The following is a 24,826-nucleotide window of genomic DNA, read 5'->3' on the forward strand; positions in this document are numbered from 1 at the left end:
CACGGATCGCGCGGCCCACCTCCCGAATCCCCTCCAGGAACCCGACTCCTGGACGAGAGGAACAACGATGTCCCCCTCCTCTTCCTCCTTCGCCCTGTCCTCACGCGGCAGCAGAATGGCCCTCCTGGTCCTGGGCCTGTGCTGGCTGGCCGTGCTCTTCGACGGCCTCGACATGTTCATCTACGGCTCCGTGCTGCCGCACATGCTGGCCGAGAAGTCCCTCGGCCTCACCCCGGACCGGGCGGGCGACCTCGGCAGCTACGCCACCTTCGGCATGCTGATCGGCGCGCTGACCGCGGGGACCGTCGCCGACCGGGTGGGCCGCAAGAAGCTGATGGTCGCCTGCGTCACGCTCTTCTCGCTGGCCTCCGGCCTCTGCGCCCTGTCGGGCAGCGTGGCGGTCTTCGGCCTCGGCCGGACCCTCGCCGGTGTCGGTCTCGGCGGGCTGCTGCCCACCGCGATCAGCATGGTCTCCGACTACGCCCCGCGCACCCGCGCCGCCCTCACCATCGGCCTGCTGATGACCGCCCACCACGCGGGCGGCATCCTCTCCGCCTACGTGGCCCTGTGGATCGTGGAACCCCTCGGCTGGCGTGCCGCGTTCTGGGTCTGCGTGGTCCCGCTGCTCTTCGTCCCGGCCCTCGCGAAGTTCATGCCCGAGTCGCTGAGCTTCCTCGTCGCCAAGGGCCGCACCGAGGAGGCCCGCGCACTGGCCGGCCGCTTCGAGGTCGAACTGCCCGCCGAGAGCGGCAAGAAGGCCGCGGGTGACCGCTGGAACGCCCTCGCGAACCTGTTCCGCGGCGGCGAGTGGACCCAGACCCTGCTGTACTGGCTGGCCTCCTTCGGCGGTCTGCTGCTGGTCTACGGAGTCGCCACCTGGCTGCCCACGCTGATGCGCGGCGAAGGGTACGAACTGGGCTCGGCCCTGACCTTCGTCGTCCTCTTCAACCTCGGCGGCATCGTCGGGATGCTGGTCGCCGGACGGGCCGCCGACCGGTTCGGCGCCCCGCGCATCTCCTCGCTCTGGTTCGCGCTGACCGCCGCCGGGGTCTTCCTGCTCAGCGTCCACATGCCGCTGGAGCTCACCTTCGTGGTCGTCTTCCTCACCGGGGTGTTCCTCAACAGCGCCCAGGTCATGATCTACGCGACGGTCTCGATCCGCTCCACCCCCGACAGCCGCGCCACCGCCGTCGGCTGGACCTCGGGCATGGGCCGCTTCGGCGCGGTGTTCGGGCCCTGGCTCGGCGGGCAGCTGCTCGCCGCCGGGAACGGCGACTGGGGCTTCACCGCCTTCGCGATCGCGGGCCTGTCGTCGATGGTCTTCATCGGCATCGCCGCGCTGCGCAGCGCCAAGCGGGCGGCGGGGAGCGACACGCCTCAGGGGCTGGTCACCGCCCACTGAGCCCACGGTGAGGGCCGCCGTGCGGGACGCTCAGCCGTGGGCGTCCCGCCGGCGACCGGACTGCCCGTCGCGGGACTGCCTGTCGACGGACGGCCCGTCTCCCGACAGCTGGTGTCCGGACAGCTGGTGTCCGGACAGCTGGTGTCCGGCCAGCGCGTGGGAGATGTCCCGCGTCGCCGGATACAGCCCGAGATACAGGGCGTACAACTCGTCGTAGCGGGCGCGCAGGAGCGGGTCGGGGGCGACCCGCTCGCGTACCGGGTTCCACGCGTCGATGCGCGGGTCGCCGACCGCGTCGGCGGCCAGGAACGCGGCCCCGTAACTCGCGCCGAGCGACACGGTCCTGACCTCCTGCTCCAGGCCGGTCACCGAGGAGACGATCCCGGTCCACAGGCCGCCGCGGACGCCGCCGCCCACGGCGACGACCCGGCGGACGTCCGCCCCGGCCGCGCGCATCGCCTCGACGTTGTGCCGGACACCGAAGGCCGTGGCCTCCAGGGCGGCGCGGTAGAGATCGCCGCGGGTGTGCTCGATCGTCAGCCCGGCGATCACACCCCGGGCGTGCGGATCGGCCACCGGCGTCCGCTCGCCCGCGAAGTACGGGAGCATCAGCAGCCCGCGCGCACCCGGCCCGGACGCCGCGGCCTCGGCGAGCAGGGTCGCGTGGTCGGGTGCCCCGGACAACTCCCGCAGCCAGTCCGTGATCACGCCGGACGTGGCCATGCCGCCCGCGAGGCTGCGGGTGCCGGGCAGGGCCCCGACCGTGCTCCACAGCTCGGGCACCAGCAGACGGTCGGCCAGGGTGTGGATCAGGAACATGGTGCTGCCGTACATGAGCATGAGGTCACCGGTGTGTTGGGCCCCCACGCTCAGCGCCTCGGACCAGGCGTCGACCGTGCCGGTGATCACCGGGACTCCGACGGGCAGGCCGGTGGCGTCCGCGGCCTCGGCCGTGACCCGCCCGGCGATGTCCCCGGGCCACAGCAGCCGGGGCGGCTCCAGCCAGGGTGCGATGTGCCGCGTCCACGGCGCGTACCACTCCTGGGCGACGGAGTCGTACAGCGGGACGGCCTGGCTCGCCGAGTGGTGGTCGAGCGTGTAGGCCCCGGTGAGCCGCCGTACCAGGTACGAGCTGGGCATGTAGAGGCGCCGGGCCCGCGCGACCGTCTCCGGTTCGTGCTCCGCCAGCCAGGCGATCTTGGGGCCCACGGCCTGGGTGGAGAGCAGGGAGCCGCAGCGCCGCAGTACGGCGTCACGGCCCAACTCGGCCTCCAGACGGGCGATCTGCTCGGTGGCGCGGGTGTCGACGCCGTACAGGATCGCCGGACGCAGCGGGGTGTCCGCCGCGTCGGTGAGCGTGACGCACGGGCCCATCCCGCTGACGCCGACCGCGGTGACGGACACGCCGTCGTGCGGGGACTTCAGCAACTCCCGGGCGAGGGAGGCGAACTCGTCCCACCACACCCGCGCGTCCATCTCGACGTGCCCGGGGCGCGGCCGGTCGACCGTGTGCGGCCGTACGGCCGTCGCGAGGACCGTTCCGTCCTCGTCCACCAGCACGCCCTTGCTGCTGGACGTACCGATGTCGACCCCGAGCACCGTCATGTCCCCGCGCCCCGCCTTCGTCTCGACGTTCTCTCCGTCCTCCCTGTTCTACGGGAGGGAGAGGGAACCGTCGCGCTGCGGGGGAATCGCCACGCCGTTCTGCTGGAGCGCGACCGTGCGCGCGGGGGAGGGGATGCGGATGCCTTCGAGGCGGTACCGCTTGTGCAGCCGCTTGATGAACTCGTGCTTGATCCGGTACTGGTCGCTGAACTCGCCGACGCCCAGGATCACCGTGAAGCTGATCCGCGAGTCCCCGAACGTGTGGAAGCGGATGGCGGGTTCGTGCTCGGGCATTGCGCCGTCGATCTCCGTCATGACCTCGGTCACGACCTCGGAGGTGACGCGCTCCACGTGCTCCAGGTCGCTGTCGTAACCGACGCCGACCTGCACCATCAGGGTCATCTCCTGTTCCGGCCGACTGTAGTTGGTCATGTTGGTGCTGGACAGCTGGGCGTTCGGGATGATGACCAGGTTGTTGGAGAGGTTGCGTACGACGGTGTTGCGCCAGTTGATGTCGACGACGTACCCCTCCTCCCCGCTGGTGAGACGGATGTAGTCGCCGGGCTGGATCGTCTTCGAGGCGAGGATGTGGATGCCCGCGAAGAGGTTGGCGAGGGTGTCCTGGAGTGCCAGCGCCACCGCGAGACCGCCGACGCCCAGGGCCGTGAGCAGCGGGGCTATCGATATCCCCAGGGTCTGCAGCACGACCAGGCAGCCGATGGCCAGGACGACGACCCGGGTGATGTTGACGAAGATCGAGGCCGATCCGGCGACACCGGAACGGGACTGGGTGACGGCCCGCACCAGACCGGCGAGGACACGGGCCACGGTGATGGTGGCGGCGAGCATGACCAGGACCGTCAGGATCTGGTTGACGGTGTGGTTGACCTTGCCGGACAGCGGCAGTGCCGCCGCCGCGGCGGCCACTCCGCCGGTGATCGCCGCGACCGGTACCAGCGCGCGCAGCGCGTCGACGAGGACGTCGTCGCCGGTCCACCGGGTACGGGTCGCGTGCTTGCCCAGCCAGCGCAGCAGAAAGCGGAGCAGGACGGTCGCCACGAGCCCGGCGATCAGCCAGACGCCTGCCAGGATCCAGTCGTGGGCAGTGAGGTCTCGGTTCACCGACTGCCTCCCGTCGTGCGGGGGAGAGGGCGTACGCCCGTCATGTGTGTCGTCACCTGGTAGCCACCTGCTGCTCGATTCCGGGATGTGCCGCCCCGTCGGTCCTGACATGGTGTCGACCGGCGGGACTGGCTCATCTTGCTACATGCGTGCGGGTGCTTCGCGGCGCAGCCGCACAGGTCAGGCCATCTCCCACGGACAACGGCGCCAACTCGGTACATCTCCGCGCCTGTTGACGCCCGCTCCGGCCGGTACGGGAACCGAGTCCGCCCTGCCGCCCGCCCCGGCGGGCCGACGGCGAGGCTGTTCCGGGCCAGGTACCAAGTTGGCCTGGATCCATCGACACAGGCACCTCACACGTCACGGACCGCCCTGAGGCAGGGGCGCAGCCCCGCCTCCAGGTCCACGGGGAACGGTACGCGGAAGGCAGGGGCGCAGCCCCGCCTTCAGGGGCGCGGGGCGCGGTGCGCGGAAGGCAGGGGCGCAGCCCCGCCTTCAGGGGCGCGGGGAACGGCGCGGCCAGCCACACACCCCCCGCAGCCGCGACACTCCCGCAAGCGGCACAGCGCAACCGCAGCCGCGACACTCCGGCAAGCGGCACTTCGGCAAGCGGCCCAGCGCACCCGCAGCCGCCACACTTCAGCAAGCGGCCCAGCGCAACCGCCACGACACTCCACCAAGCGGCCAGCGCACCCGCTCAGATCATCTTCAGCCGCACCAGCGCGCCCAGCGTGAGCGCCCCCGGCAGCAGCGGGAGCCAGACCGTGATGATGCGGTACGCGAGCACCACCGCCGTCGCCAGGGCGGCAGGCCCGCCCGCCGCGACCAGCGCCACGATGAGCGCGGCCTCCACCGAGCCGATCCCGCCCGGCGTCGGCACCAGCGCGACGGCGACCGTGGCCGCCAGGTAGGCGACCGCGATGTGCAGCGGCGGCACCGGCAGCCCCAGCGCCTGGCCGACCGCGGCCAGCCCCGCCGCCTGGAAGACGGGGAACGAGAACGAGCCGCCCCACAGCGCCAGCGCGCGAACGGGCCGCGTGTGCACCGACCGGGCCTCGCCCAGCGCGGTCCGCAGGAAGGAGAACACGGCGGTACGCACCCGTCGTACGAGCAGCAGGACCGTCACCGCGACGAGCACCACCGCGCCGACGGTGAGCAGCAGCGGTCCCACCGCGCCGTCCGGGAGGAGACCGCCGACCCGCAGCGCGTCGGGGAAGGCGATCAGCAGGCCCAGCAGCAGCCCGACCCGTGCGATGGACTCCGCCAGCAGATACAGCGCGAGCGCGGACGACGAACGGGCCAGCGGAACCCCGCACACCGTCATGAACCGCAGATTGACGGCGCTCGCGCCGAGGCCCGTCGGCAGGAGGTGGTTGGCCGCGCCCGCCGCGAACTGCGTCGCCAGCAGCCGCCGTTTGGGCAGCTTCTGGACGAGGGCGCCCTGCCGGGTGACGGAGGCCGCCACCCACGTCATACAGGTCGCGGCGGCAGCGGCCAGCAGCCAGGGCCACTTCGCCGAGGCGAGATACCCGAAGCCCTCCGCCAGCACGGACCGGTGCTGCACCGCGACCACGGCCACGAGGGCGAGCGGGAGCAGACAGAGGATCTGCCGGACCGGAAGGCGTCTGGGGAGGCTGTGGGGGAGCCGTTCGACCGTCACATCGCAAGAGGCTTTCCGTGCCGCACCAACGGGGGGTTGCGGACACGGGGACACGGGCTGACACGCTGCGCACGGCCTCGCGTCGCCCGCCTCGGCGGGGGCCGGGATGCCGGGAAGGTAATTCGTTTCGGTGAGTGTCATCGTGATTCCCTTGACCTCAAGAAAACTTGAGGTTCTACGGTCGGTCCCATGAGTATGGAGACGACAGCCTGGACGCAGTTGTACAGCGTCATGAACGCCCAGCGGGAGCGCCGGCCCTTCGCCCGCGTCACCCTCCGACGTATCGCCGGATTCGCCCGCCCGCACCGGCGCCGGATCGGACAGTTCGTGGTGCTGAGCGTGGCGACGGCCCTGCTCGCCGTGGCCACGCCGGTCCTCGCCGGACGTGTGGTGGACGCGATCGTGGCCGGCGGCGACGAGGCGACGGTCGTCCGGCTCGCCCTGCTCATCGCGGTGATCGCGCTCGCCGAGGCGGCGCTCGGCCTGGTGAGCCGCTGGTTCTCCGCGACGCTGGGCGAGGGACTCATCGTAGATCTGCGGACAGCCGTGTTCGATCATGTGCAGCGCATGCCGGTCGCGTTCTTCACACGCACTCGTACGGGCGCGCTCGTCAGTCGTCTCAACAACGACGTGATCGGTGCCCAGCGCGCCTTCAGCAACACCCTCTCCGGAGTGGTCGGCAATGTCGTGACCCTGCTGCTCACGCTCGCCGTGATGCTCACCCTGTCCTGGCAGATCACCCTGCTGGCGCTCGTCCTGCTCCCGGTGTTCGTGATCCCGGCCCGCCGGGTGGGCAGGCGCATGGCGAAACTCCAGCGCGAGGCCGCCGACCTCAACGCCGCGATGGGCACGCGGATGACCGAACGCTTCTCCGCGCCCGGCGCCACCCTGATCAAACTCTTCGGCCGGCCCGCCGAGGAGTCCGCGGAGTTCGCGGCCCGCGCCCGCCGCGTACGGGACATCGGGGTGCGCACGGCGATGGCGCAGACCGTGTTCATCACGGCCCTCACCCTCGTCTCCGCCCTGGCCCTCGCGCTGGTCTACGGCCTCGGCGGCTGGTACGCCCTGCGCGGCAGCCTGGAACCGGGCGCCGTCGTCTCGCTGGCCCTGCTGCTGACCCGCCTGTACGCGCCCCTCACCTCGCTCGCCGGGGCACGCGTCGAGGTCATGAGCGCCCTGGTCAGCTTCGAGCGCGTCTTCGAGGTGCTCGACCTGAAGCCGCTCATCGAGGAGAAGCCGGACGCCCGCGCGGTGCCCGAGGGGCCGGCCTCCGTCGAGTTCACCGACGTCCGCTTCGCGTACCCGTCCGCCGACAAGGTCTCCCTCGCCTCCCTGGAGGAGGTCGCCGCGCTCGACACCCGGGGCGGCGCCGAGGTCCTGCACGGCATCTCCTTCCGCGCGGAACCCGGCCAGACCGTCGCCCTCGTCGGCTCGTCCGGCGCGGGCAAGTCGACCGTCGCCGCGCTGCTGCCCCGGCTGTACGACGCCGACGAAGGCACCGTACGCATCGGCGGCGTCGACGTCCGCGAACTGAGCGCCGAGTCGATGCGCGCGACCCTCGGCATGGTCACCCAGGACGGCCACCTCTTCCACGAGTCGGTCCGCGCCAACCTCCTCCTCGCCCGGCCGGACGCCGCCGAGGACGACCTGTGGGACGTACTGCGCCGGGCCCGCCTCGAAGACCTCGTGCGCTCCCTGCCCGACGGCCTCGACACGGTGGTCGGCGAGCGCGGCTACCGGCTCTCCGGCGGCGAACGCCAGCGCATGACCATCGCCCGGCTGCTCCTCGCCCGCCAGCGCGTCGTCGTCCTCGACGAGGCCACCGCCCACCTGGACAACACCTCGGAGGCCGCCGTCCAGGCGGCCCTCGCCGAAGCCCTGGAGGGACGCACCGCCGTCGTCATCGCCCACCGGCTGTCGACGGTACGGGCCGCCGATCTGATCCTGGTGGTGGAGGCGGGCCACATCGTCGAACGCGGCACGCACGACGAGCTGTTGGCCGCGGGCGGCCGGTACGCACAGCTGTACCGAACCCAGTTCGACAGGCCGGTCCGCGACGGCCGGGCCCGCACGGACGGGGCCGGCGTGACCGGGATCGCCGGTGCGGGAGGGGCGGTTGCGGGAGAAGCGGTCGCGTAGGCCACTTGTGAGGGCCCGAGCGGTTCGTCATTCGGACGCGGGCGGTCATTACAGGCCTTTCATGTTCAACGAACGGCTCCTCGAGAACGGCGTCGGCGACTTGATCGGTACGGTCGGCGACGCCTCGGAGCGGGTGCTCCCGAAGCCCGGATCGGCTCCTGCGAAAGGGAGTTGATCAAGCGCCGCGGGCCCTCCCGCGGCCTCCCCGGCTTCCGTCCCGGCACCAAGAAGTGGATCGGCCGGTTCGGCTACCAGCGCTTTCACGGTTCGACCGGGCGCACCCCGTCCCACTAGCGCGTGAGCGGCCATCACGCCCACCGCAGGCCCCAGTCGGCGGCTGGAGTCAACGCGCATAGCTTCCACGGACCCCGGTGCGGTTCACAGGTCACACGGCACGCGTTTTTCGTCAAGGCACTCTCAAGACTCAAAAGATGAGCGCAAGTTGCACACATCCCCTCTACATACTGGTCCTCATGGTCTAGATTGACCGTGCTTCAGCTGTTCGGACACATGGCGACAAATAACGATCAAAAGGTTTGGCGCCACAAACAAGCAATAGTCGCGTCCCAGACCCTCGACGCGACAGTGATCCACTCCCGGATCCCGGGAGGAACCATCGAGTGCGGGGAGCACCCGGGGTTCCGAGGGGATTCCGCGCACCTTGAGAGTCCGGCACGACCTTCGAGTCCGCCGTAGCCGGGGTGCGTCGACCAAGTAACGCCCGCACAGCGAAATCGGCATGCGCGGGAGGCGGGGGCCTCCCGAGAAGAGGGAACGGCGCGACACGGGGGGCGGTGCCTCCCGGGGGGAGGACCGGTGCGGGAGGCGGGGGCCTCCCGGGGGGAGGGGCGGTGTCGTACGAACACGTCGAACCACTGGGGACCTGGGGGGTTCTGTGCAACGGGGGGATCTAGTCAACCCTTTTCCGTCGGCACGCGGGCGACTGGCGAACGAGACCATCAGCCGGCCCGCGAGCGACTGGGAACAGCGCTACCGCCGTACCGTGATCATCACCGATACGGTGGCGACCGCGGTCGTGGTGGCGGGGATCGGTAACTTCTTCGGGGCCCGGGACGCGGCCAACTGGCACGAGAAATGGGTGATTCTCGCCTTCGGCACCGAACTGCTGGTGCTGGGAGCCCTCGCGGTGAGCCGGTCGTGGGCTCCGGCCGTGCTCGGCCAGGGGGCCGAGGAATTCCGCCGGCTCGGACGCTCGCTGTTCACGGCGGCCGTCGTCCTGGCACTCGGCGGAATCGCCCTGACCTCGCGCAACATCAAACTCTGGATCTTCGTCGCGATTCCCGCGATCGCGATCGTCACCATGACCGCGCGGTATCTGCTGCGCCTTCGGCTCCACAAACAGCGTAAGGAAGGACGGTGCCTGAGACCGGTGCTCGCCGCCGGGAGCCCGGCCACCGTGCGCGACCTGATCAACCGCACCCGCAAGTTCCCGCACCTCGGCTGGCAGGTGGACGGGGTGTGCACGACGGACGGTCTCGGGCCGGACGGTGACCAACTGGACGGAGTGCCGGTCGTCGGCCGGCTGGCGGATGTCGCCAACCACGTCCGGCGCGACGGCTACCGGGTCGTCGCCGTCACACCGGACCCGCACTGGTCACCGGACCGGCTGCAGCGGCTGGCCTGGAACCTCGAAGGCAGCGAAGCCGAGATGGTCGTGGCCCCCGTACTGATGGAGGTGGCCGGCCCGCGGCTGCACGTCGACGCGGTGCTCGGGATTCCGCTGCTGCGAGTCAGCATGCCCACCTTCACCGGGGGCCGCCGGGCCGTCAAAGGGGTCGTCGACCGGATGGGCGCGGCCGTCCTGCTGCTGCTCTTCGCACCGCTGATGGTGCTCGTCGGGCTGCTCGTGCTGATGGACAGCAGAGGCGCGGCGCTCTACCGCCAGCGAAGAGTCGGCAAGGACGGCCGCGAGTTCACCATCTTCAAGTTCCGCACCATGGTCGTCGGGGCGGACCGGGCACGAACCGAACTGGCCGACCTCAACGAGGGCGCCGGCCTGCTGTTCAAGCTCCGCCGGGACCCGCGCGTGACCCGGCTGGGGGCGGTGCTGCGCCGGTACTCGATCGACGAACTGCCGCAGCTCTTCAACGTACTCACCGGATCGATGTCGCTCGTCGGCCCGAGACCCCCGCTGCCGGAGGAGTCCGCCGCGTACGGCCCGGACATCCGGCGGCGGCTGCTGGTCAAACCCGGACTCACCGGTCTGTGGCAGATCAGCGGGCGCAGCGACCTCCCGTGGGAAGAGGCGGTCCGCCTCGACCTGCGGTACGTGGAGGACTGGTCGCTCGCCCTGGACACGGTGATCTTGTGGAAGACGCTACGCGCGGTGCTCTACGGACACGGGGCGTACTGATGCGCGGGGGACTGCGGCTCAGGAAGCCGGTAGGCGCACGGACCGCAGGCCGGGAGGGCCTGCATGGGGGGAGAAACGGATCATGAAGGTCAGCGTTTTCGGGCTCGGCTACGTGGGCTGCGTATCAGCCGCGTGCCTGGCCAGCATGGGGCACGAGGTCATCGGGGTGGACGTCAACCAGGTCAAGGTCGACCTGGTCAACGACGGCAAGGCCCCGGTGGTGGAGGAACGTATCGGCGAACTCATCGCCGACGTCGTACGGACCGGCGCCCTGAGAGCCACGGACGACGTCCGTGAGGCGATCATGGGCAGCGAGATCTCGCTGGTCTGCGTGGGCACACCCTCGGAGGCCAACGGCAGCCTGTGCACCACCTATTTGGAGCGTGTCACCGAGGAGATCGGCGCCGCGCTCGCCGAGCGGGGCGGGCGGCACACCGTCGTGTTCCGCAGCACCATGCTCCCGGGCACCTGCCTGAACCTGCTCCTGCCGATCCTGGAGAAGTACGTCGGTGGCACGGCCGGGGTGGACGTCGGGGTCGCGGTCAACCCGGAGTTCCTGCGCGAGGGCACCAGCGTGCGGGACTTCTTCGACCCGCCCAAGACCGTCATCGGCGAACTCGACCGGGCGAGCGGCGACGCGGTACGGGCGCTGTACGACGGCCTGCCCGGCGAGGTGTTCCGGGTACCGGTCCCGACGGCCGAGGCGATCAAGTACGCCGACAACGCCTTCCACGGCCTCAAGATCGGCTTCGCGAACGAACTGGGCGCCGTCTGCCAGGCGCTCGGCGTGGACTCGCACCAGGTCATCGACGTGTTCCTGGCCGACCGCAAGCTGAACATCAGCCCCGCCTATCTGCGGCCCGGCTTCGCCTTCGGCGGCTCCTGCCTGCCCAAGGACCTGCGCAGCCTGGTCCACGCGGCACAGCGGGCCGACGTCTCTGTACCGATCCTGTCCCACGTCCTGCCCTCCAACTCCGCCCATCTGCAACGCGCGGTGGAGATGGTCGAGCGCACCGGAAAACGCCGGGCCGGACTGTTCGGGCTGTCCTTCAAACCCGGCACCGACGACCTCCGCGAGAGCCCGCTCGTCGAACTGGCGGAACGTCTCTTCGGCAAGGGGTACGACCTGAAGATCTACGACGCCAACGTCAGCCTCTCCAGGCTGCTCGGCGCCAACCGCGAGTACATCGAAACCCGGCTGCCCCACCTCGCACACCTCCTCGCGGACTCCGTCGAAGAGGTGCTCGACCACGCCGAGGTCTGCCTGGTCGGCACCAGGGACCCGGCCGTCCTGTCGGCACTGCCCCATGGCGAGGGCCCCGTGCTCATCGATCTCATCCACCTTCCCGACGCCGACGCGCGCCGGACCGAACCGGGGTACATGGGCCTTGCTTGGTAACACATCGTCCGACGAGACGACCGGCACCGACAGGACCGGCCGGCGCGCGCTGATCCTCGTGGAGAACCTGTCGGTGCCCTTCGACCGGCGGGTCTGGCAGGAGTGCACGACGCTGCGCGACGCGGGCTGGGAGGTCCACGTCATCTGCCCGCAGGGAACCAGACGGGACACCGAGCCGGAGGCGGTGATCGACGGGGTGCGGATCCACCGCTACCCGTTGCGCGCCGCCACCGGCGGACCCGCCGGCTATCTGCGGGAGTACGGATCCGCGCTGTGGCACACGCTCCGGCTGGCCCGCAGGGTCGGCCCGGTCGACGTGGTCCACGCCTGCAACCCGCCCGACCTGCTGTTCCTGCCCGCGCTGTGGATGAAGCGGCGCGGCGCCCGGTTCGTCTTCGACCAGCACGACCTGGTGCCCGAGCTGTACCTCTCCCGGTTCGACCGCGGCGAGGACCTGCTCTACCGCGGCGTGTGCGCACTGGAACGGATGACCTACCGGGCCGCGGACGTCGTGCTCGCCACCAACGAGAGCTACCGGGACGTCGCGGTCGGCCGTGGCGGGCAGCGGCCGCAGGACGTCTTCGTGGTGCGCAGCGCGCCGCAGACCGACCGGTTCCAGCCGGTACCGCCCGAGCCGGAACTCAAGCGCGGCAAGCCCCATCTGCTGTGCTACCTCGGCGTCATGGGCCCGCAGGACGGGGTCGACTACGCCCTGCGGGCGCTCGCGAAACTGCGCGACGACCTCGGCCGGACCGACTGGCACGCGGTGTTCGTCGGCTCCGGCGACGCCTTCGACGCCATGGTGGAGCTGTCCCGGCAGCTCGGCCTCTCCGAACAGGTGCAGTTCACCGGCCGCATCCCGGACGCCGACCTGGTGCGCTACCTGTCCACCGCGGACGTGTGCCTCTCACCCGACCCGCGCAATCCGCTCAACGACGTGTCGACCATGAACAAGGTCCTGGAGTACATGGCCATGGGCCGGCCGATCGTCTCGTTCGACCTCCGCGAGGCACGTGTCTCCGCCGGCGACGCCGCCGTCTACGCGCCCGCCAACGACGAGGCCGAATTCGCGAAGCTCGTCGCGCTGCTGCTGGACGATCCGGCGATGCGCGCCGAGATGGGCAAGACCGGCCAGGAGCGGATCAGCGGACAGCTCTCCTGGCGGAACTCGCAAGCGGCGCTGCTCGCCGCCTACACCGCTGCCTGCCGCGACCGCACTCCGGTGTCGGCGGGCGGCCCCACCCGCACAGGGAGGAGGCCGCTCCGTTGAGCGACGACACCATACGCCTGGTCACGATCGGGCGTATTCTCCGCCGGCGCCGGCGGCTCCTCGCCCTCCTCGTCGTGGTGGGCGCGCTCGTCGGCTACGGCACCTCGATGCTGTTCCCACCCGCGTACACGGCCTCGGCATCGGTCCTGCTGCCGGGGCAGTGGGAGGAGCGCGAACTGCTCACCCAGGCGGAGATCGCGACCAGTTCGGTCGTGATCGACCGCGTGGCCGCCACGCTCCACTGGGAGGGCGTCAGCGGCAGCGATCTGCGGAAGAAGGTGAGCGCCGCCGCCGCCAACGGGAACATCATCAAGATCTCGGGCACGGCCGACACTCCGGAGCGCGCCCAGCGGCTCGCCGACCGGTCGGCCCAGCAGTTCGTCGCCTTCGCCGCGCGCGTCGCGGGCGACAGCACCGACTCCGACGCGGCCACGGGCCCCGAGGCCCTGCGCCAGCAGGTGGAGGAGACCAACCGCCGGATCACCGACCTGTCCAAGGCCTCGGATCCGGGACAGACAGTGGAGAGCGTGCAGGCCCGCACCGCGCTCGCGAATCTGCGCACAGCGCTGGAAGAGGCCATGCAGAAACTGGACGAGGCCGACCCGGCGACCAGCAAGGCCGGCATGGTGGTCATGGGACCGGCGGCCAGGCCGACCGGCGAGGCGCCACCGACAAGGGTGCAACTCATCGTCGGCGGGGCGCTGCTGGCGTTCCTGCTCACCGTCGTCGCCCATCTCGCCGCAGCCCGGATGAACCGCCGGCTGCGCACCGAACCGGAGATCGCCGCGGCACTGGGCTCCACACTCCTCGGCACCGTCGACGTACCCGAGGAACACCCCGCGCACGGGCGGCGGGAGACCGGCCGGGCGGCCCGGATCCGCCGACTGCTCGGCGTCGACACCCGGTGGGACGCCCCGGACCCGCAGACGTACGGCGACGAGGCCGGCCGGCGCATCCGCTACCGGCGGGTCTGCGTACGCCTGCGCAACCAGCTGCCGGCCCCCCGGCGGCTGCTCGTCGTCGTACCGGACGGCGACGGAACCGCCCGCCGGGCCGCCGACCAGCTCGTCACCGAGGCCAAGAGCGATCCGGTGCTGCGCGTGGTGGACGTCCAGGTGACCCAGCCGATGGTGCCCGACCGCGACACCGAGTCCGGCGTCCTGGTCGTGCTCAGCGCGGGCAGCTGGACCGCCGGAGACCTCTCCGCCGTCGCCGAGGCCTGCGCGGACGCCGGACACGAGGTCGTCGGCATCGTCGTCGCCGGCACGGTCCGGGCCCGGCCGACCCGGTCCGCCGACCGGCCCGCGGACAACACCCCGCTGGCGCTCGCGGTTCCCGGCACCACCACGGGAGGTCCGGCATGACGACGAGTACGACCGCGGAGTCGTCGGCCGCCACTCCGCTGCTCGATCTGCACGCACTGGTCGTGGCGGTGCGCAGGCGCCGCCGCCTCTGGAGTTCCGTGGCACTGCTGGGGCTGCTCCTCGGCGCGGCCGTGGCCGTCCTGCTGCCGCCACCGCCGAGCGCCACGGCCAAGGTGCTGGTCGTGCATCAGGACGACCAGCCGAACGACACCGGGACGCTGATCCGTACCGACGTCGCGCTGCTGGGCACCACACGGATCGCCGACAAGGCCCTGCAGGCCCTCAAGTCCCCGGAGAAACCCGAGGACTTCATGAAGGACTACCGGGGCACCGGCCTGACCAACAACCTGCTGCAGATCGATGTGACGGGCAAGACCGAGGAGGAGGCCGTGGCCCGCGCCAAGGCGCTGGCCGAAGCGTTCGTCGCGGACCATGTGCGCAGGATGCGGGAAGCCGCGCAGGCCGAGGCCAAGGCCCTGCTCGACCAGCGCGACCGCATGCGGGACGAACTCACCGAGGTCAACAACGCGATCGGCGACCGCTCACCGGAGAGCGACCCGCAGGCGTCGGCCGGCCTGGAGTCCCTCTTCGCCCGCCGGGCCCTGCTCAACTCACGGATCGCCGACTTCGACCAGCGCGCCGCGGACGCGCGCACCGGCACACCCAAGGTCATCGCGGGCACCCAGATCGTGGACGCCCCGCGCGCGGTCGAGCAGTCCCTGCCCCGGTCGGCCGCCACCAACGCCGTGATCGGGCTCGTTCTCGGGCTCGTCCTCGGCCTCGGCCTTGCCGCGGTCGGCACGGTGGTGGCGGACCGGCCCGTTCTGCGCAAGGAGATCGCGGCGAACCTGGGCGCCTCGGTCGTCGCGGAACTGCGCGCCGTGCCCCGCTGGTCGGCCGGGCTGTGGCGGCCCCGGCGGACCAGCGCGGCCCGCGAACGCCTCACCGCGACCCTGGTCCGCGCCGTACGGGGCTCCGCGGAACCCGTGTCGCTGCTGGAACTGGGCTGTGCGCGCAGCACGAGCGTGATCGCCCTGAACGTCGCCCGAGCACTGGCGACGGAGGGCCCGGTCGTCGTCATCGACGGACTGCCCGGACGCGAACTCGCCAACAGCCGCCAGGAGCCCGGCGGCCCCACCGTCGTCAGGGGCGAGGACGCCGCGGCCGTGCCGAAACAGGCACGCCGGCTCGGCGTCGGCTCGGTCGCCCCCGGCACCGCCTGGACCGATCTGCAGTACCTCGGCGGCCAGAGCGTGCTCGTCGTGCGCGCCGGACACGGCAGCGCCGCCTGGCTGCACACCGTGGCACGGCAACTCGCCGACCAGCGCATCCCGGTGATCGGCGTGGTGCTCATCGACCCCGATCCGCGCGACCGGACCGACGGCACGCTGTGGGACGGGCTGCAGACCGCGCTGCGCGGCGCCCATGAGCGGCCCGCCCGGCAGCACGGGACCGGCCAGCCGCGGACGGAACGGCCCTCCATGACGGCCGCACGCATCCCGTACAGCGACCAGGAGGCCAGGTAGATCATGTGTGGCATCGCAGGCACTTACCTGTGGCCGGACGGCAAGGCCGTGACCGACCGGCTCACCGATGTCCTCGCCCACCGCGGCCCGGACGGCGCGGGCCGCTACAGCCACTCCGCCGGTGACGGCGAGGTGCACCTCGGGCACCGCCGGCTGGCCATCATCGACCTGTCGGAGACCGGCGCCCAGCCGATGGTCTCCGACGGCCTCTCCCTCACGTACAACGGCGAGCTGTACAACGCGCCGCAACTGCGCACCGAACTGGCCGCCGCCGGGGTGCGGTTCCGCGGTACCTCCGACACCGAGGTGGTCCTTGAGGCCTGGCGGCGCTGGGGTACCGACTGCCTGCCCCGGCTGCGCGGCATGTTCGCGTTCGCCGTCTTCGACGAGCGGACCGGGGAACTCGTGCTCGCCCGCGACCAGCTCGGCATCAAGCCGCTGTTCCTGCTCCGGCGCGGCAAGGGCCTGATGTTCGCCTCCGAACTCAAGGCGCTCGCCGCCGTGACCGGCGGAACGCTGGAGGTGGACCAGGCCGCGCTGGTGGCCTCCCTCCTCTACTACTGGGTGCCGGACTCGCGCTGCGCGTTCAGCGAGGCGGAGAAACTCCCGCCGGGAAGCTGGTTGCGGTGCCGGCCCGACGGCCGGATCGAGCGCGGCCGGTACTGGAACCTCAGGGACGTCGCCGCCGAGGGCCAGGAGCGCGCCCGCAGTGGCGAACTCCCCGACCTGGCCGCCGTCGTCGAGGAGTCGACCCGGCAGCACCTCCTCTCCGACGTGCCCGTGGCGACCTTCCTCTCCGGCGGCCTCGACTCCAGCTATCTGACCGCGCTGGCGGCCCGCGACCGGCCCGGGATCTCCGCCTACACGATCGGATTCCGCCCCGAGGACGCCAAGTTCGAGGCGATGCCGGACGACCTGCGCTACGCCCGGCAGGTCGCCGAGCAGTTCGGCGTCGACCTCCACGAGATCGAGATCGCCCCGGACGTGCTCGACCTGCTGCCGCGGATGACCCACCACCTGGACGAGCCGATCGGCGACCCCGCCGCGATCAACACCTTCCTGATCTGCTCGGCCGCCCGCGAGGCCGGGGTCAAGGTGATGCTCTCGGGCATGGGCGCCGACGAACTGTTCGCCGGCTACCGCAAACACCTCGCCAACCTGCTCGCGCTGCGCTACCAGCGCATCCCGCGCCCCCTGCGGCGCGGCCTGTCCGCGACGGTGGACCGGCTGCCGGTCGCCACCTCGCGCCGCGGCTTGAGGTCGGTGCGCTTCGCGAAGCGGTTCCTCTCCTTCGCCGACCTGCCGGAGGAGACCGCGTTCCGGCGCAGCTACACCATGTACGACCAGGACGAACTGCTCGCCCTGGTCAATCCGGACCTGGCCGGGACGGTCGACGACGTGCTGACCGAGCACGCGGACGTCTACGAGGACAACGACCTCGACGACTTCGTCAACCGCATGTGCCTGGGCGACGCCCGGATGTTCCTGCCGGGCCTGAACCTCGCCTACACCGACCGCTCCAGCATGGCCGCGTCGACCGAGGTACGGGTGCCGTACGTGGACGTCGAGGTGGTCAAGGCGGCGTTCGCCTTCCCCGGCCGTCGCAAGATCGCCGGACGGCAGAGCAAGGCGGTCCTCAAGGAGGCGGCCACCTCGGTCCTGCCCCGGGAGATCGTCTACCGGCCCAAGGGCCTGTTCAGCGCCCCGCTGCGGGCCTGGATGAGCCGGGACCTGGCACCGCTGGTGCGCGAGGTGGTGAACGACGGTGTGCTCGTCAGCTCCGGGATCCTGCGCCGCGACGCGCTGGCCCGCATGGTCGCCGAGGACGCCGCCGGACAGCGGGACTTCTCCAAGCACCTGTGGCATGTGCTGACCCTTGAGTACTGGTACCGCGACGCTACTTCCGGCTCCGACCGGAGCCAGGCGGCATGACGGCACGACGGCGTAGAAATCAAGAGGAGCTCGGGTGAAACAGGTTGTGCAGAACTACAAGAGCGGCGAACTGGCGCTGCTCGACGTGCCCGTGCCGGGGTGCAAGCCCGGCGGGGTGCTGGTCCGCAGCGCCTTCTCGCTGATCTCCACCGGCACCGAGCTCATGAAGGTGTCCGAGGCCGGTATGTCGATGGTGGGCAAGGCCCGCTCCCGGCCGGACCAGGTGGCCAAGGTCATGCAGAGCGTGGCCACCAACGGCGTGCCCGCCACCTACCGCAAGGTGATGGGCAAGCTCGACTCGTACACCCCGCTCGGCTACTCGCTGTGCGGGGTGGTCGAGCAGGTCGGCCCCGGCATCGACGATGTGAAGGTCGGCGACCTCGTGGCCTGCGCGGGCAACGAGCACGCGCTGCACGCCGAAGTGAACTGGGTGCCGAAGAACCTCTACACCCCGGTCCCGGACGGTCTCGCGCCCCGGCACGCGGCCTTCGGTACCGTCGGCTCGATCGCGATGCAGGGCGTCCGGCAGGGCGAGCCGCAGCTCGGCGAGGTGGCGCTGGTCATCGGCCTCGGCCTGATCGGGCAGCTCGTGGCCCAGCTCCTCACCGCCTCGGGAGTACGCGTCGTCGGGGCCGACCCCGACCCGGCGCGCTGCGAACTCGCCGAACGCCTGGGCGCCGCGGCCTGCGGGGACCCCGCGTCCGCGGCCGTGGAGGCGGCCGTCGCCGAACTCACCGACGGCCACGGCGTGGACCAGGTGTATCTGGCGGCGGGCGGCGGCAGCAACCAGCCCGTCGAGCTGGCCGCCCGGCTCTGCAGGGACCGCGGCCGGGTCGTCGACATCGGCAAGTGCCGGCTGGACCTGCCCTGGAACGCGTACTACGAGAAGGAACTCGACGTCCGCTTCTCCCGCAGCTACGGCCCCGGGCGCTACGACCCGTCGTACGAGCTGGAGGGACGGGACTACCCGATCGGCTATGTGCGCTGGACCGAGCGCCGCAACCTGGCGTGCTTCCTCGATCTCGCCGCCCGTGGCCGTGTCGACGTGGAGCTCCTGATCTCGCACGTCGCCGCCTTCGACGACGCCGTCGAGACGTACCAGCGCCTCAAGGACGGCGAGTTGAAGGCCGTAGCCGTGCTGTTCCGCTACCCCGGCCGCGCCGACGACCCGGCCGGGGCGGGGACCCCCGCGCCCACGGTGACCGTGTCCGAGGTGCGACGCGGTGGAAAACCGTCCGCCCCGGCCCGGTCGGCCGACGCGCCGGTGCGGGTGGCGTTCGCCGGCGCGGGGAACTACGCGACGTCGATGCTGCTGCCGCACCTGGCCCAGCGCGACGGCGTCGAGCTGACCACGGTCGTCACCACGACGGCCCTCTCGGCGGCCAACGCGAAGCGGAAGTTCGGTTTCAAGGAGGCGAGCACCGACCTCGACGCCATGCTCGACGACAAGTCCGTCGACGCGGTGTTCGTCGTCACCCGGCACAGCTCGCACGCCGAACTGACCCGCCGGGCACTCATCGCGGGCAAGGCGGTGTTCGTGGAGAAGCCCCTCGCCCTCTCGGAGGAAGAGCTGGCCGGTGTGCTCGCTGCCGTGGAGGAATCCGGCAACGACCGGCTGCAGGTGGGCTTCAACCGCCGCTTCGCGCCCCTGCTCACGGAGGCCAGGAAGAAGTTCGGTGCCCGGACAGGACCGGCGAGCCTGCGCTACCTGGTCAACGCGGGCCGCCTGCAGGGCGGCAGCTGGTACCTCCAGCAGGGCACCGAGGGCTCCCGGTTCGCCGGTGAGGGCGGCCACTTCATCGACACCGCGAGCTGGCTCCTCGACGCGGACCCGGAATCGGTGTACGCCACCGCCGCGCCCGGCAACGAGGACCTGAACGTCGTGCTGCGCTACCCCGACGGGTCCACCGCCACCATCAGTTACGTCACCACGGGCGCGGCCGGCTTCCCCAAGGAGACCCTGGACCTCGTCGCCGACGGCAAGGTGCTGCGGCTCGACGACTTCGTCCGTGCCTCGGTGTATTTCGACGGCGGGTCCGGACGGAAGCGGTGGGTCAGTTCACGGCTGCCCAAGGCCCGGGACAAGGGCCAGAACGCCGAACTGGCGGCGTTCATCAGGGCCGTGCGGACCGGCGGGCCCATGCCGGTGCCGCTGGAGTCGCTGGTCGCCACCACGGCGGCCACCCTCGCCGTGCCGTCCGGCCTGGCCGGCGGCGCGCCGGTGACGTTGACGGGGGCGCGATGACCGTGAGCACCACCGCGGGCTGGTACCTGCGGCGGCTGTCCCGGATGGGACCGCTGGAGGTCGCCGGCCGGGCGGGCGACACGGTGCGCAGACGGCGGTGGCGGGCGCAGCCGCCCGACGCGCCGAGCGTGACCGGCGCCCGGTTCACCGCGGCACTGCCCGCGGGAACGATCGCCGCGATACCTCCGGACGCCGCGAAACGGCTCGTCGCCGAGGCGGACCGGCTGATGGACGGCCACGCCGAGTTCTTCGGCGTGGCCCGGGACGACCTGGCCGACCCGGACTGGTGGTACGACCCGAAGACCGGGCGCCGGGCCCCGGGGGGCTACGGCTTCGACGTGCCGTACCGCAGCGAGGACGCGGCCGGGGACATCAAGCAGATCTGGGAGCCGTCCCGGCACCAGTACCTCACGGTGCTCGCCGCCGCCTACGCGATCACCGGGAACGAACGGTACGCCGAGCGCGTGGCCGCACATCTGCGGTCGTGGTGGACGGCCAACCCGCCGCTGCAGGGCGTGCACTGGATCAGCGGTATCGAGCTGGGCATCCGGCTGCTGTCCTGGGTGTGGATCCGCCGGCTCCTCGACGGCTGGCAGGGCGCGGCCGGGCTGTTCGAGGACAACGCGGTGGCGCGGAACCAGATCTGGCACCACCAGCGCTGGCTGGCCGCCTTCCCCAGCCGGGGCTCGTCGGCGAACAACCACATCGTCGCCGAGACCGCCGGACAGTTCGCCGCGGCCTGCGCGTTCGACTGGTTCCCCTCCTCCGGCCGGTGGCGCACCGACGCGCTGCGGTCCCTCGACCGGCACCTGCGTGCCAACACCTTCCTCTCCGGCCTCAACCGCGAGCTGGCCAGTGAGTACCACGGACTCGTCCTGGAACTCGGCCTGGCCGCGCTGGCCGAGGCGGACGCCGCCGACGTACCCGTCCCCGCGACGGTGCGTCTGGTGCTGCTGCGGATGACCGACGCGCTCGCCGCCGTCGTGGACGACCGGCTGCGGCCACCGCGCCAGGGGGACGCGGACGACGGGCACGGTCTGATCGTGGACGGCACGGGCACCGACCGCTGGGCCTCGCTGCTGGCCACCGGGGACGCCGTGTTCGGCCGGCTCGACTGGTGGCCGGAGGTGACCGGCACCGACGTACGCACCCCGCTGCTGGCCGCGCTCATCCACCCGTCCGCGAAGGCGCGGCCGAACGCGGAGAACGAGCCGTCCCCGCACCACGGGACCACGGCGGCGGTGACCCGCCCGGCATCGCGCCCGGCCCACTTCGCCGACGCCGGGCTCACCGTGCTCCGGGGCCCGGACGGGATCTGGTGCCGCTGCGACGGCGGTCCGCACGGCTTCCTGTCCATCGCCGCGCACGCCCACGCGGACGCGCTGTCCGTGGAGGTCCGGCACGACGGGGTCGACGTCCTCGCCGACCCGGGGACGTTCTGCTACCACGGGCAGCCCGAGTGGCGGCAGTACTTCCGCTCCACCCTCGGCCACAACACCCTGCAACTGGACGGCACCGACCAGTCCGTCTCCGGCGGGCCGTTCCTGTGGACCCGGCACGCCCGCACCCGCGTCCTCGACGCGCGCACCTCCGACGCGGGCGTCTCCCGCTGGTGCGCCGAACACGACGGCTACCAGGGCTCGGTGCACCGCCGCCGGGTGGAACTGACCGCCGAAACAGCCGAGTTGCGCGTGGTCGACGAGGTACGGGGCCCGCGCCGGGCCGCGCGCCTCGCCTTCCACCTCGGGCCGGCGATCACCGCGGACCTGACGGGGGACCGGGCCGAACTCACCTGGATGCGCGACGGCGAGACCCGCTCCGCCGTCCTCGATCTGCCCGGAGAGCTGAACTGGCGGGCGCACCGCGGCGAGAGCGACCCGCCGCTCGGCTGGTACTCAGCGGGCTTCGGACGCAAGGAGCCCGCCACCACGCTCGTCGGCACCGGATTCGCCGACAGCGCCCAGCCGTTCACGACCGTACTCAGCTTCCGCGACTAGAAAGTCCGCGACCAGAAAGGGGGAGGAAGCGTGCGATTCAAGTGGCGGAGGCGGGCGTTGCCGGTGGCGGCGCTGGCCGTCCTGGCGAGCGGCTGTGTGAGCACGTCGGACGCCCCGTCGGAGCCGACCGCCGCGCCGTCCACGTCCGGCGCCCGGTCCGTGGCGGGCGTGTGCGCCAAGCCCGCGCCCGGACCGGCGAAGGCACCGGCGGGAGCGGTGACGGTCGACCCCGCGAAGACCGGTGACCTGGCCGCCAAGACCAAGAGCAGCCCACCGGACACCACGTTCTGGCTCAAGCCGGGCACGCACCGGCTCGAAGCGGACCGTTACGCGCAGGTCATCCCCAAGAAGGGGGACCGCTACCTCGGCGCGCCGGGCGCGGTCCTCGACGGCCACAAGACCAACCAGTACGCGTTCGGCGGCACCGCCCGTGACGTCACCATCAGCCATCTGACCGTGCAGAACTTCGTCGCGCCGCACGACGAGGGCGTGGTCAACCACGACTCGGCCGACGGATGGGTGATCGAGCACGCCACGATCCAGCGCAACTCCGGCGCCGGGCTGATGGCCGGAGCCCGCCAGCAGGTCCGCGCCAACTGCCTGCGGGACAACGGCCAGTACGGCATGAACGCGTACAAGTCCGGCGACCCCCTCAAGGACCTGGTGGTCGAGGGCAACGAGATCACGGGCAACAACACCGGCGACTGGGAGCGGCGGCGGGAGGGCTGCGGCTGCACCGGAGGCATCAAGTTCTGGGCCGTCGACGGCGCCGACATCCGCGGCAACTGGGTGCACGACAACCGTGGCGCCGGGCTGTGGGCGGACACCAACAACAACGACTTCCGCATCGAGAACAACGTCCTCGAGGACAACGACGGCGCCGCGCTGATGTACGAGACCAGCTACAACGCGGTCATCCGGAAGAACACGATCCGGCGGAACAACTGGGTCGAGGGCCGCAAGTACGCCGAGCGCGGCGACAGCTTCCCCTTCGCGACCGTCTACCTGTCCGAGTCCGGCGGCGAACCCCGGGTCCGCGCCCGCACGGACAAGATCGAGATCTACGGGAACGTACTGGAGAACAACTGGTCCGGCATCACCCTGTGGGAGAACGCCGACCGGTTCTGCAACAGCCCCGCCAACACCTCGTCCGGTGACTGCACCCTGCTGATGCGGGACACCGACCGCTGCAAGCGGCCCGCGATCGCCAGAGCACCGCTGTACGGCGACTGCCGGTGGAAGACCCAGCGCGTGGACATCCACGACAACCGCTTCACGCTGGACAAGTCCGTCGTCAAGTGCACGGCCAAGTGCGACCGCATGGCGGTGCTGTCCAACTACGGCACCTACCCCAAGTGGTCGCCGTACAAGGGCGAGAAGGTGGCCGAGGCGATCACCCGCAAGCAGCACAACCGCTGGCACGACAACGTGTACGTCGGACCCTGGCAGTTCGTCGCCCACGACCCCAGCCGGGTGCTCGACTTCGGCCAGTGGCAGGGCACGCCCTACCAGCAGGACACCGGCAGCACCCTCGACCCGCAGGCCGGTGGTTGAGATGACCGGGGACCTGCGGAGCGGCACACCCAAACTCGTCGGCGTCGTCTGGGGCCTGCTGATCCTCAACACGCTGGGCTCCGCCGGGGCGAAGACCATCGTCCCGCTGCCGCGCTCGCTCATCCAGCTGGTCACCATGGGCGCGCTGGTCGCCGCGTTCACGCTGGCGCTCGCGCTCAATCTCCAACTGCGCATCCGGGCCAGCGCCTTCGTGCTCCTGCTCACCCTGCTGCTGGTGCCGAGCCTGATCTCCAGCCTCCAACTGGAGTCGGGGCTCGGCGCGTTGTTCCGCTGCACCCGGCTGGCCCTCTTCGTCGGCACGCTGTGGCTGCTCAGCCGCTGGTGGGACGGCGACCTGACCTTCGTACGGCACCACATCCGGATGTACTTCGCGGTCCTCGGGTCGGTCGCCGCGGGCCTGGTCGTCTCCCCGGGCGCGGCCATGCCCGAGCTGTACGGCGGACGGCTGGTCGGCGCCCTGTGGCCGCTCACCCCGCCACAGATCGGACAGTACGCAGCGGTGATCATCGGGCTCACCGTGCTGCTCGTGCTGGGCCGCCGGGCCGACCGCACCAGCGCGACGGTCGTCATCGTGCCCTCACTGGTCCTGCTCGCGCTGACCCACACCCGCACGGCCACCATCGGCATGCTCATCGGGCTGGTGCTGGCGATCGGCTCGCTCGTCCTGACCAGCGCCGCCGCCCGCCGTTTCTTCACCTGGGCGGTCCTCGTCGCCGTGGTGGCCGCGGTGGGGTTCGCCTCCGCGCTGCGGACCTGGTTCCTGCGCGGCCAGAGCCAGGAGAACCTCACCAGCCTCACCGGCCGGGCCAAGGTCTGGGACGCCCTGCTGGCGGAGCCCCGGACGACCGGGGAGAAGCTGTTCGGGATGGGCCTGGGCGACAAGTCGTTCGGCGGGCTGCCGATCGACAACAGCTGGCTGGCCGTCTACCACGAGCAGGGCTGGATCGGCGTCGTCCTCGTGGCGGCCGTGTTCGCCGTGCTGGGCGGGGTCGCGCTGCTCCGGCCGCCCTCGCTGCCGAGGGCCTGCGCGATCTTCCTGATCAGCTACTGCGCGATCGCGTCGTACACCGAGGCGGGCCTCGGCGACGCCTCGCCGTACCTGCTCCATCTGGCCCTGGCCGCCTCGCTGCTGGCGATTCCCGCCCCGCCCGCGCCGCCATTGAAGCCAGTGGTCCCCAGACGACATGTCCCGCGCTGGGCCAAGGAAGGGAGGTGA

The 24,826-nt window shown here is 71.5% G+C and carries 15 protein-coding genes; 12 read left to right on the top strand and 3 right to left on the bottom strand.

Features of this window, described 5'->3' with window-relative positions:
• The first annotated feature begins 67 nt into the window (after nucleotides 1–67).
• Nucleotides 68–1,402 (top strand): MFS transporter, encoded by a 1,335-nt coding sequence (locus ACZ60E_RS26700; RefSeq protein ID WP_469443683.1) that lies wholly within the window; start codon nucleotides 68–70, stop codon nucleotides 1,400–1,402.
• A 30-nt stretch (nucleotides 1,403–1,432) separates the two neighbouring features.
• Here the strand turns inward: ACZ60E_RS26700 and ACZ60E_RS26705 are convergent, their stop codons facing one another.
• The 3 genes from ACZ60E_RS26705 to ACZ60E_RS26715 form a co-directional block, all read right to left on the bottom strand.
• Nucleotides 1,433–3,007 (bottom strand): FGGY-family carbohydrate kinase, encoded by a 1,575-nt coding sequence (locus tag ACZ60E_RS26705; RefSeq protein WP_469443685.1) that lies wholly within the window; start codon nucleotides 3,005–3,007, stop codon nucleotides 1,433–1,435.
• 48 nt (nucleotides 3,008–3,055) lie between these two features.
• Nucleotides 3,056–4,129, bottom strand: a complete 1,074-nt coding sequence (locus tag ACZ60E_RS26710; RefSeq protein ID WP_384811923.1) for a mechanosensitive ion channel family protein — start codon at nucleotides 4,127–4,129, stop codon at nucleotides 3,056–3,058.
• Nucleotides 4,130–4,826: 697 nt separating this feature from the next.
• Entirely contained in the window at nucleotides 4,827–5,789 is a 963-nt protein-coding gene (locus tag ACZ60E_RS26715) for a lysylphosphatidylglycerol synthase transmembrane domain-containing protein (RefSeq protein WP_469443687.1), read from the bottom strand.
• Nucleotides 5,790–5,978: 189 nt separating this feature from the next.
• On the opposite strand from ACZ60E_RS26715, the gene ACZ60E_RS26720 reads away from it, so the two are divergent.
• From ACZ60E_RS26720 to ACZ60E_RS26770, 11 genes are all read left to right on the top strand, one after another.
• Nucleotides 5,979–7,928, top strand: a complete 1,950-nt coding sequence (locus ACZ60E_RS26720) for an ABC transporter ATP-binding protein (protein ID WP_469443689.1) — start codon at nucleotides 5,979–5,981, stop codon at nucleotides 7,926–7,928.
• Between the two features lie 895 nt (nucleotides 7,929–8,823).
• Nucleotides 8,824–10,302, top strand: coding sequence for a sugar transferase (locus ACZ60E_RS26725; RefSeq protein ID WP_469443691.1), 1,479 nt, complete (start codon nucleotides 8,824–8,826; stop codon nucleotides 10,300–10,302).
• A gap of 82 nt (nucleotides 10,303–10,384) precedes the next feature.
• The gene (locus tag ACZ60E_RS26730; RefSeq protein ID WP_384811914.1) at nucleotides 10,385–11,701 is read left to right on the top strand and encodes a nucleotide sugar dehydrogenase; all 1,317 of its coding nucleotides are present in this window, start codon (nucleotides 10,385–10,387) and stop codon (nucleotides 11,699–11,701) included.
• Nucleotides 11,691–12,971: a glycosyltransferase family 4 protein gene (locus ACZ60E_RS26735; RefSeq protein WP_469443693.1), complete on the top strand. Its 1,281-nt coding sequence runs from the start codon at nucleotides 11,691–11,693 to the stop codon at nucleotides 12,969–12,971. The genes ACZ60E_RS26730 and ACZ60E_RS26735 overlap by 11 nt, the downstream gene beginning before the upstream one ends.
• Nucleotides 12,968–14,335: a Wzz/FepE/Etk N-terminal domain-containing protein gene (locus tag ACZ60E_RS26740; protein ID WP_469443694.1), complete on the top strand. Its 1,368-nt coding sequence runs from the start codon at nucleotides 12,968–12,970 to the stop codon at nucleotides 14,333–14,335. The genes ACZ60E_RS26735 and ACZ60E_RS26740 overlap by 4 nt, the downstream gene beginning before the upstream one ends.
• Complete coding sequence (locus tag ACZ60E_RS26745) at nucleotides 14,332–15,861, top strand: Wzz/FepE/Etk N-terminal domain-containing protein (RefSeq protein WP_469443695.1); 1,530 nt, start codon at nucleotides 14,332–14,334, stop codon at nucleotides 15,859–15,861. The genes ACZ60E_RS26740 and ACZ60E_RS26745 overlap by 4 nt, the downstream gene beginning before the upstream one ends.
• Nucleotides 15,862–15,864: 3 nt before the next feature.
• Nucleotides 15,865–17,793 (top strand): asparagine synthase (glutamine-hydrolyzing), encoded by a 1,929-nt coding sequence (gene asnB / locus ACZ60E_RS26750; protein WP_469443697.1) that lies wholly within the window; start codon nucleotides 15,865–15,867, stop codon nucleotides 17,791–17,793.
• 34 nt (nucleotides 17,794–17,827) lie between these two features.
• A complete protein-coding gene (locus tag ACZ60E_RS26755; protein WP_469443698.1) occupies nucleotides 17,828–20,038 on the top strand; it encodes a bi-domain-containing oxidoreductase in 2,211 nt (736 codons plus the stop codon).
• Nucleotides 20,035–22,035, top strand: coding sequence for an alginate lyase family protein (locus ACZ60E_RS26760; RefSeq protein WP_469443700.1), 2,001 nt, complete (start codon nucleotides 20,035–20,037; stop codon nucleotides 22,033–22,035). The genes ACZ60E_RS26755 and ACZ60E_RS26760 overlap by 4 nt, the downstream gene beginning before the upstream one ends.
• Before the next feature lie 30 nt (nucleotides 22,036–22,065).
• Nucleotides 22,066–23,589 (top strand): right-handed parallel beta-helix repeat-containing protein, encoded by a 1,524-nt coding sequence (locus ACZ60E_RS26765; RefSeq protein WP_469443702.1) that lies wholly within the window; start codon nucleotides 22,066–22,068, stop codon nucleotides 23,587–23,589.
• A gap of 1 nt (nucleotide 23,590) precedes the next feature.
• Nucleotides 23,591–24,826, top strand: a complete 1,236-nt coding sequence (locus ACZ60E_RS26770) for an O-antigen ligase domain-containing protein (protein ID WP_384811894.1) — start codon at nucleotides 23,591–23,593, stop codon at nucleotides 24,824–24,826.

The sequence above is a fragment of the Streptomyces sp. NPDC102514 genome (genome assembly GCF_055584525.1).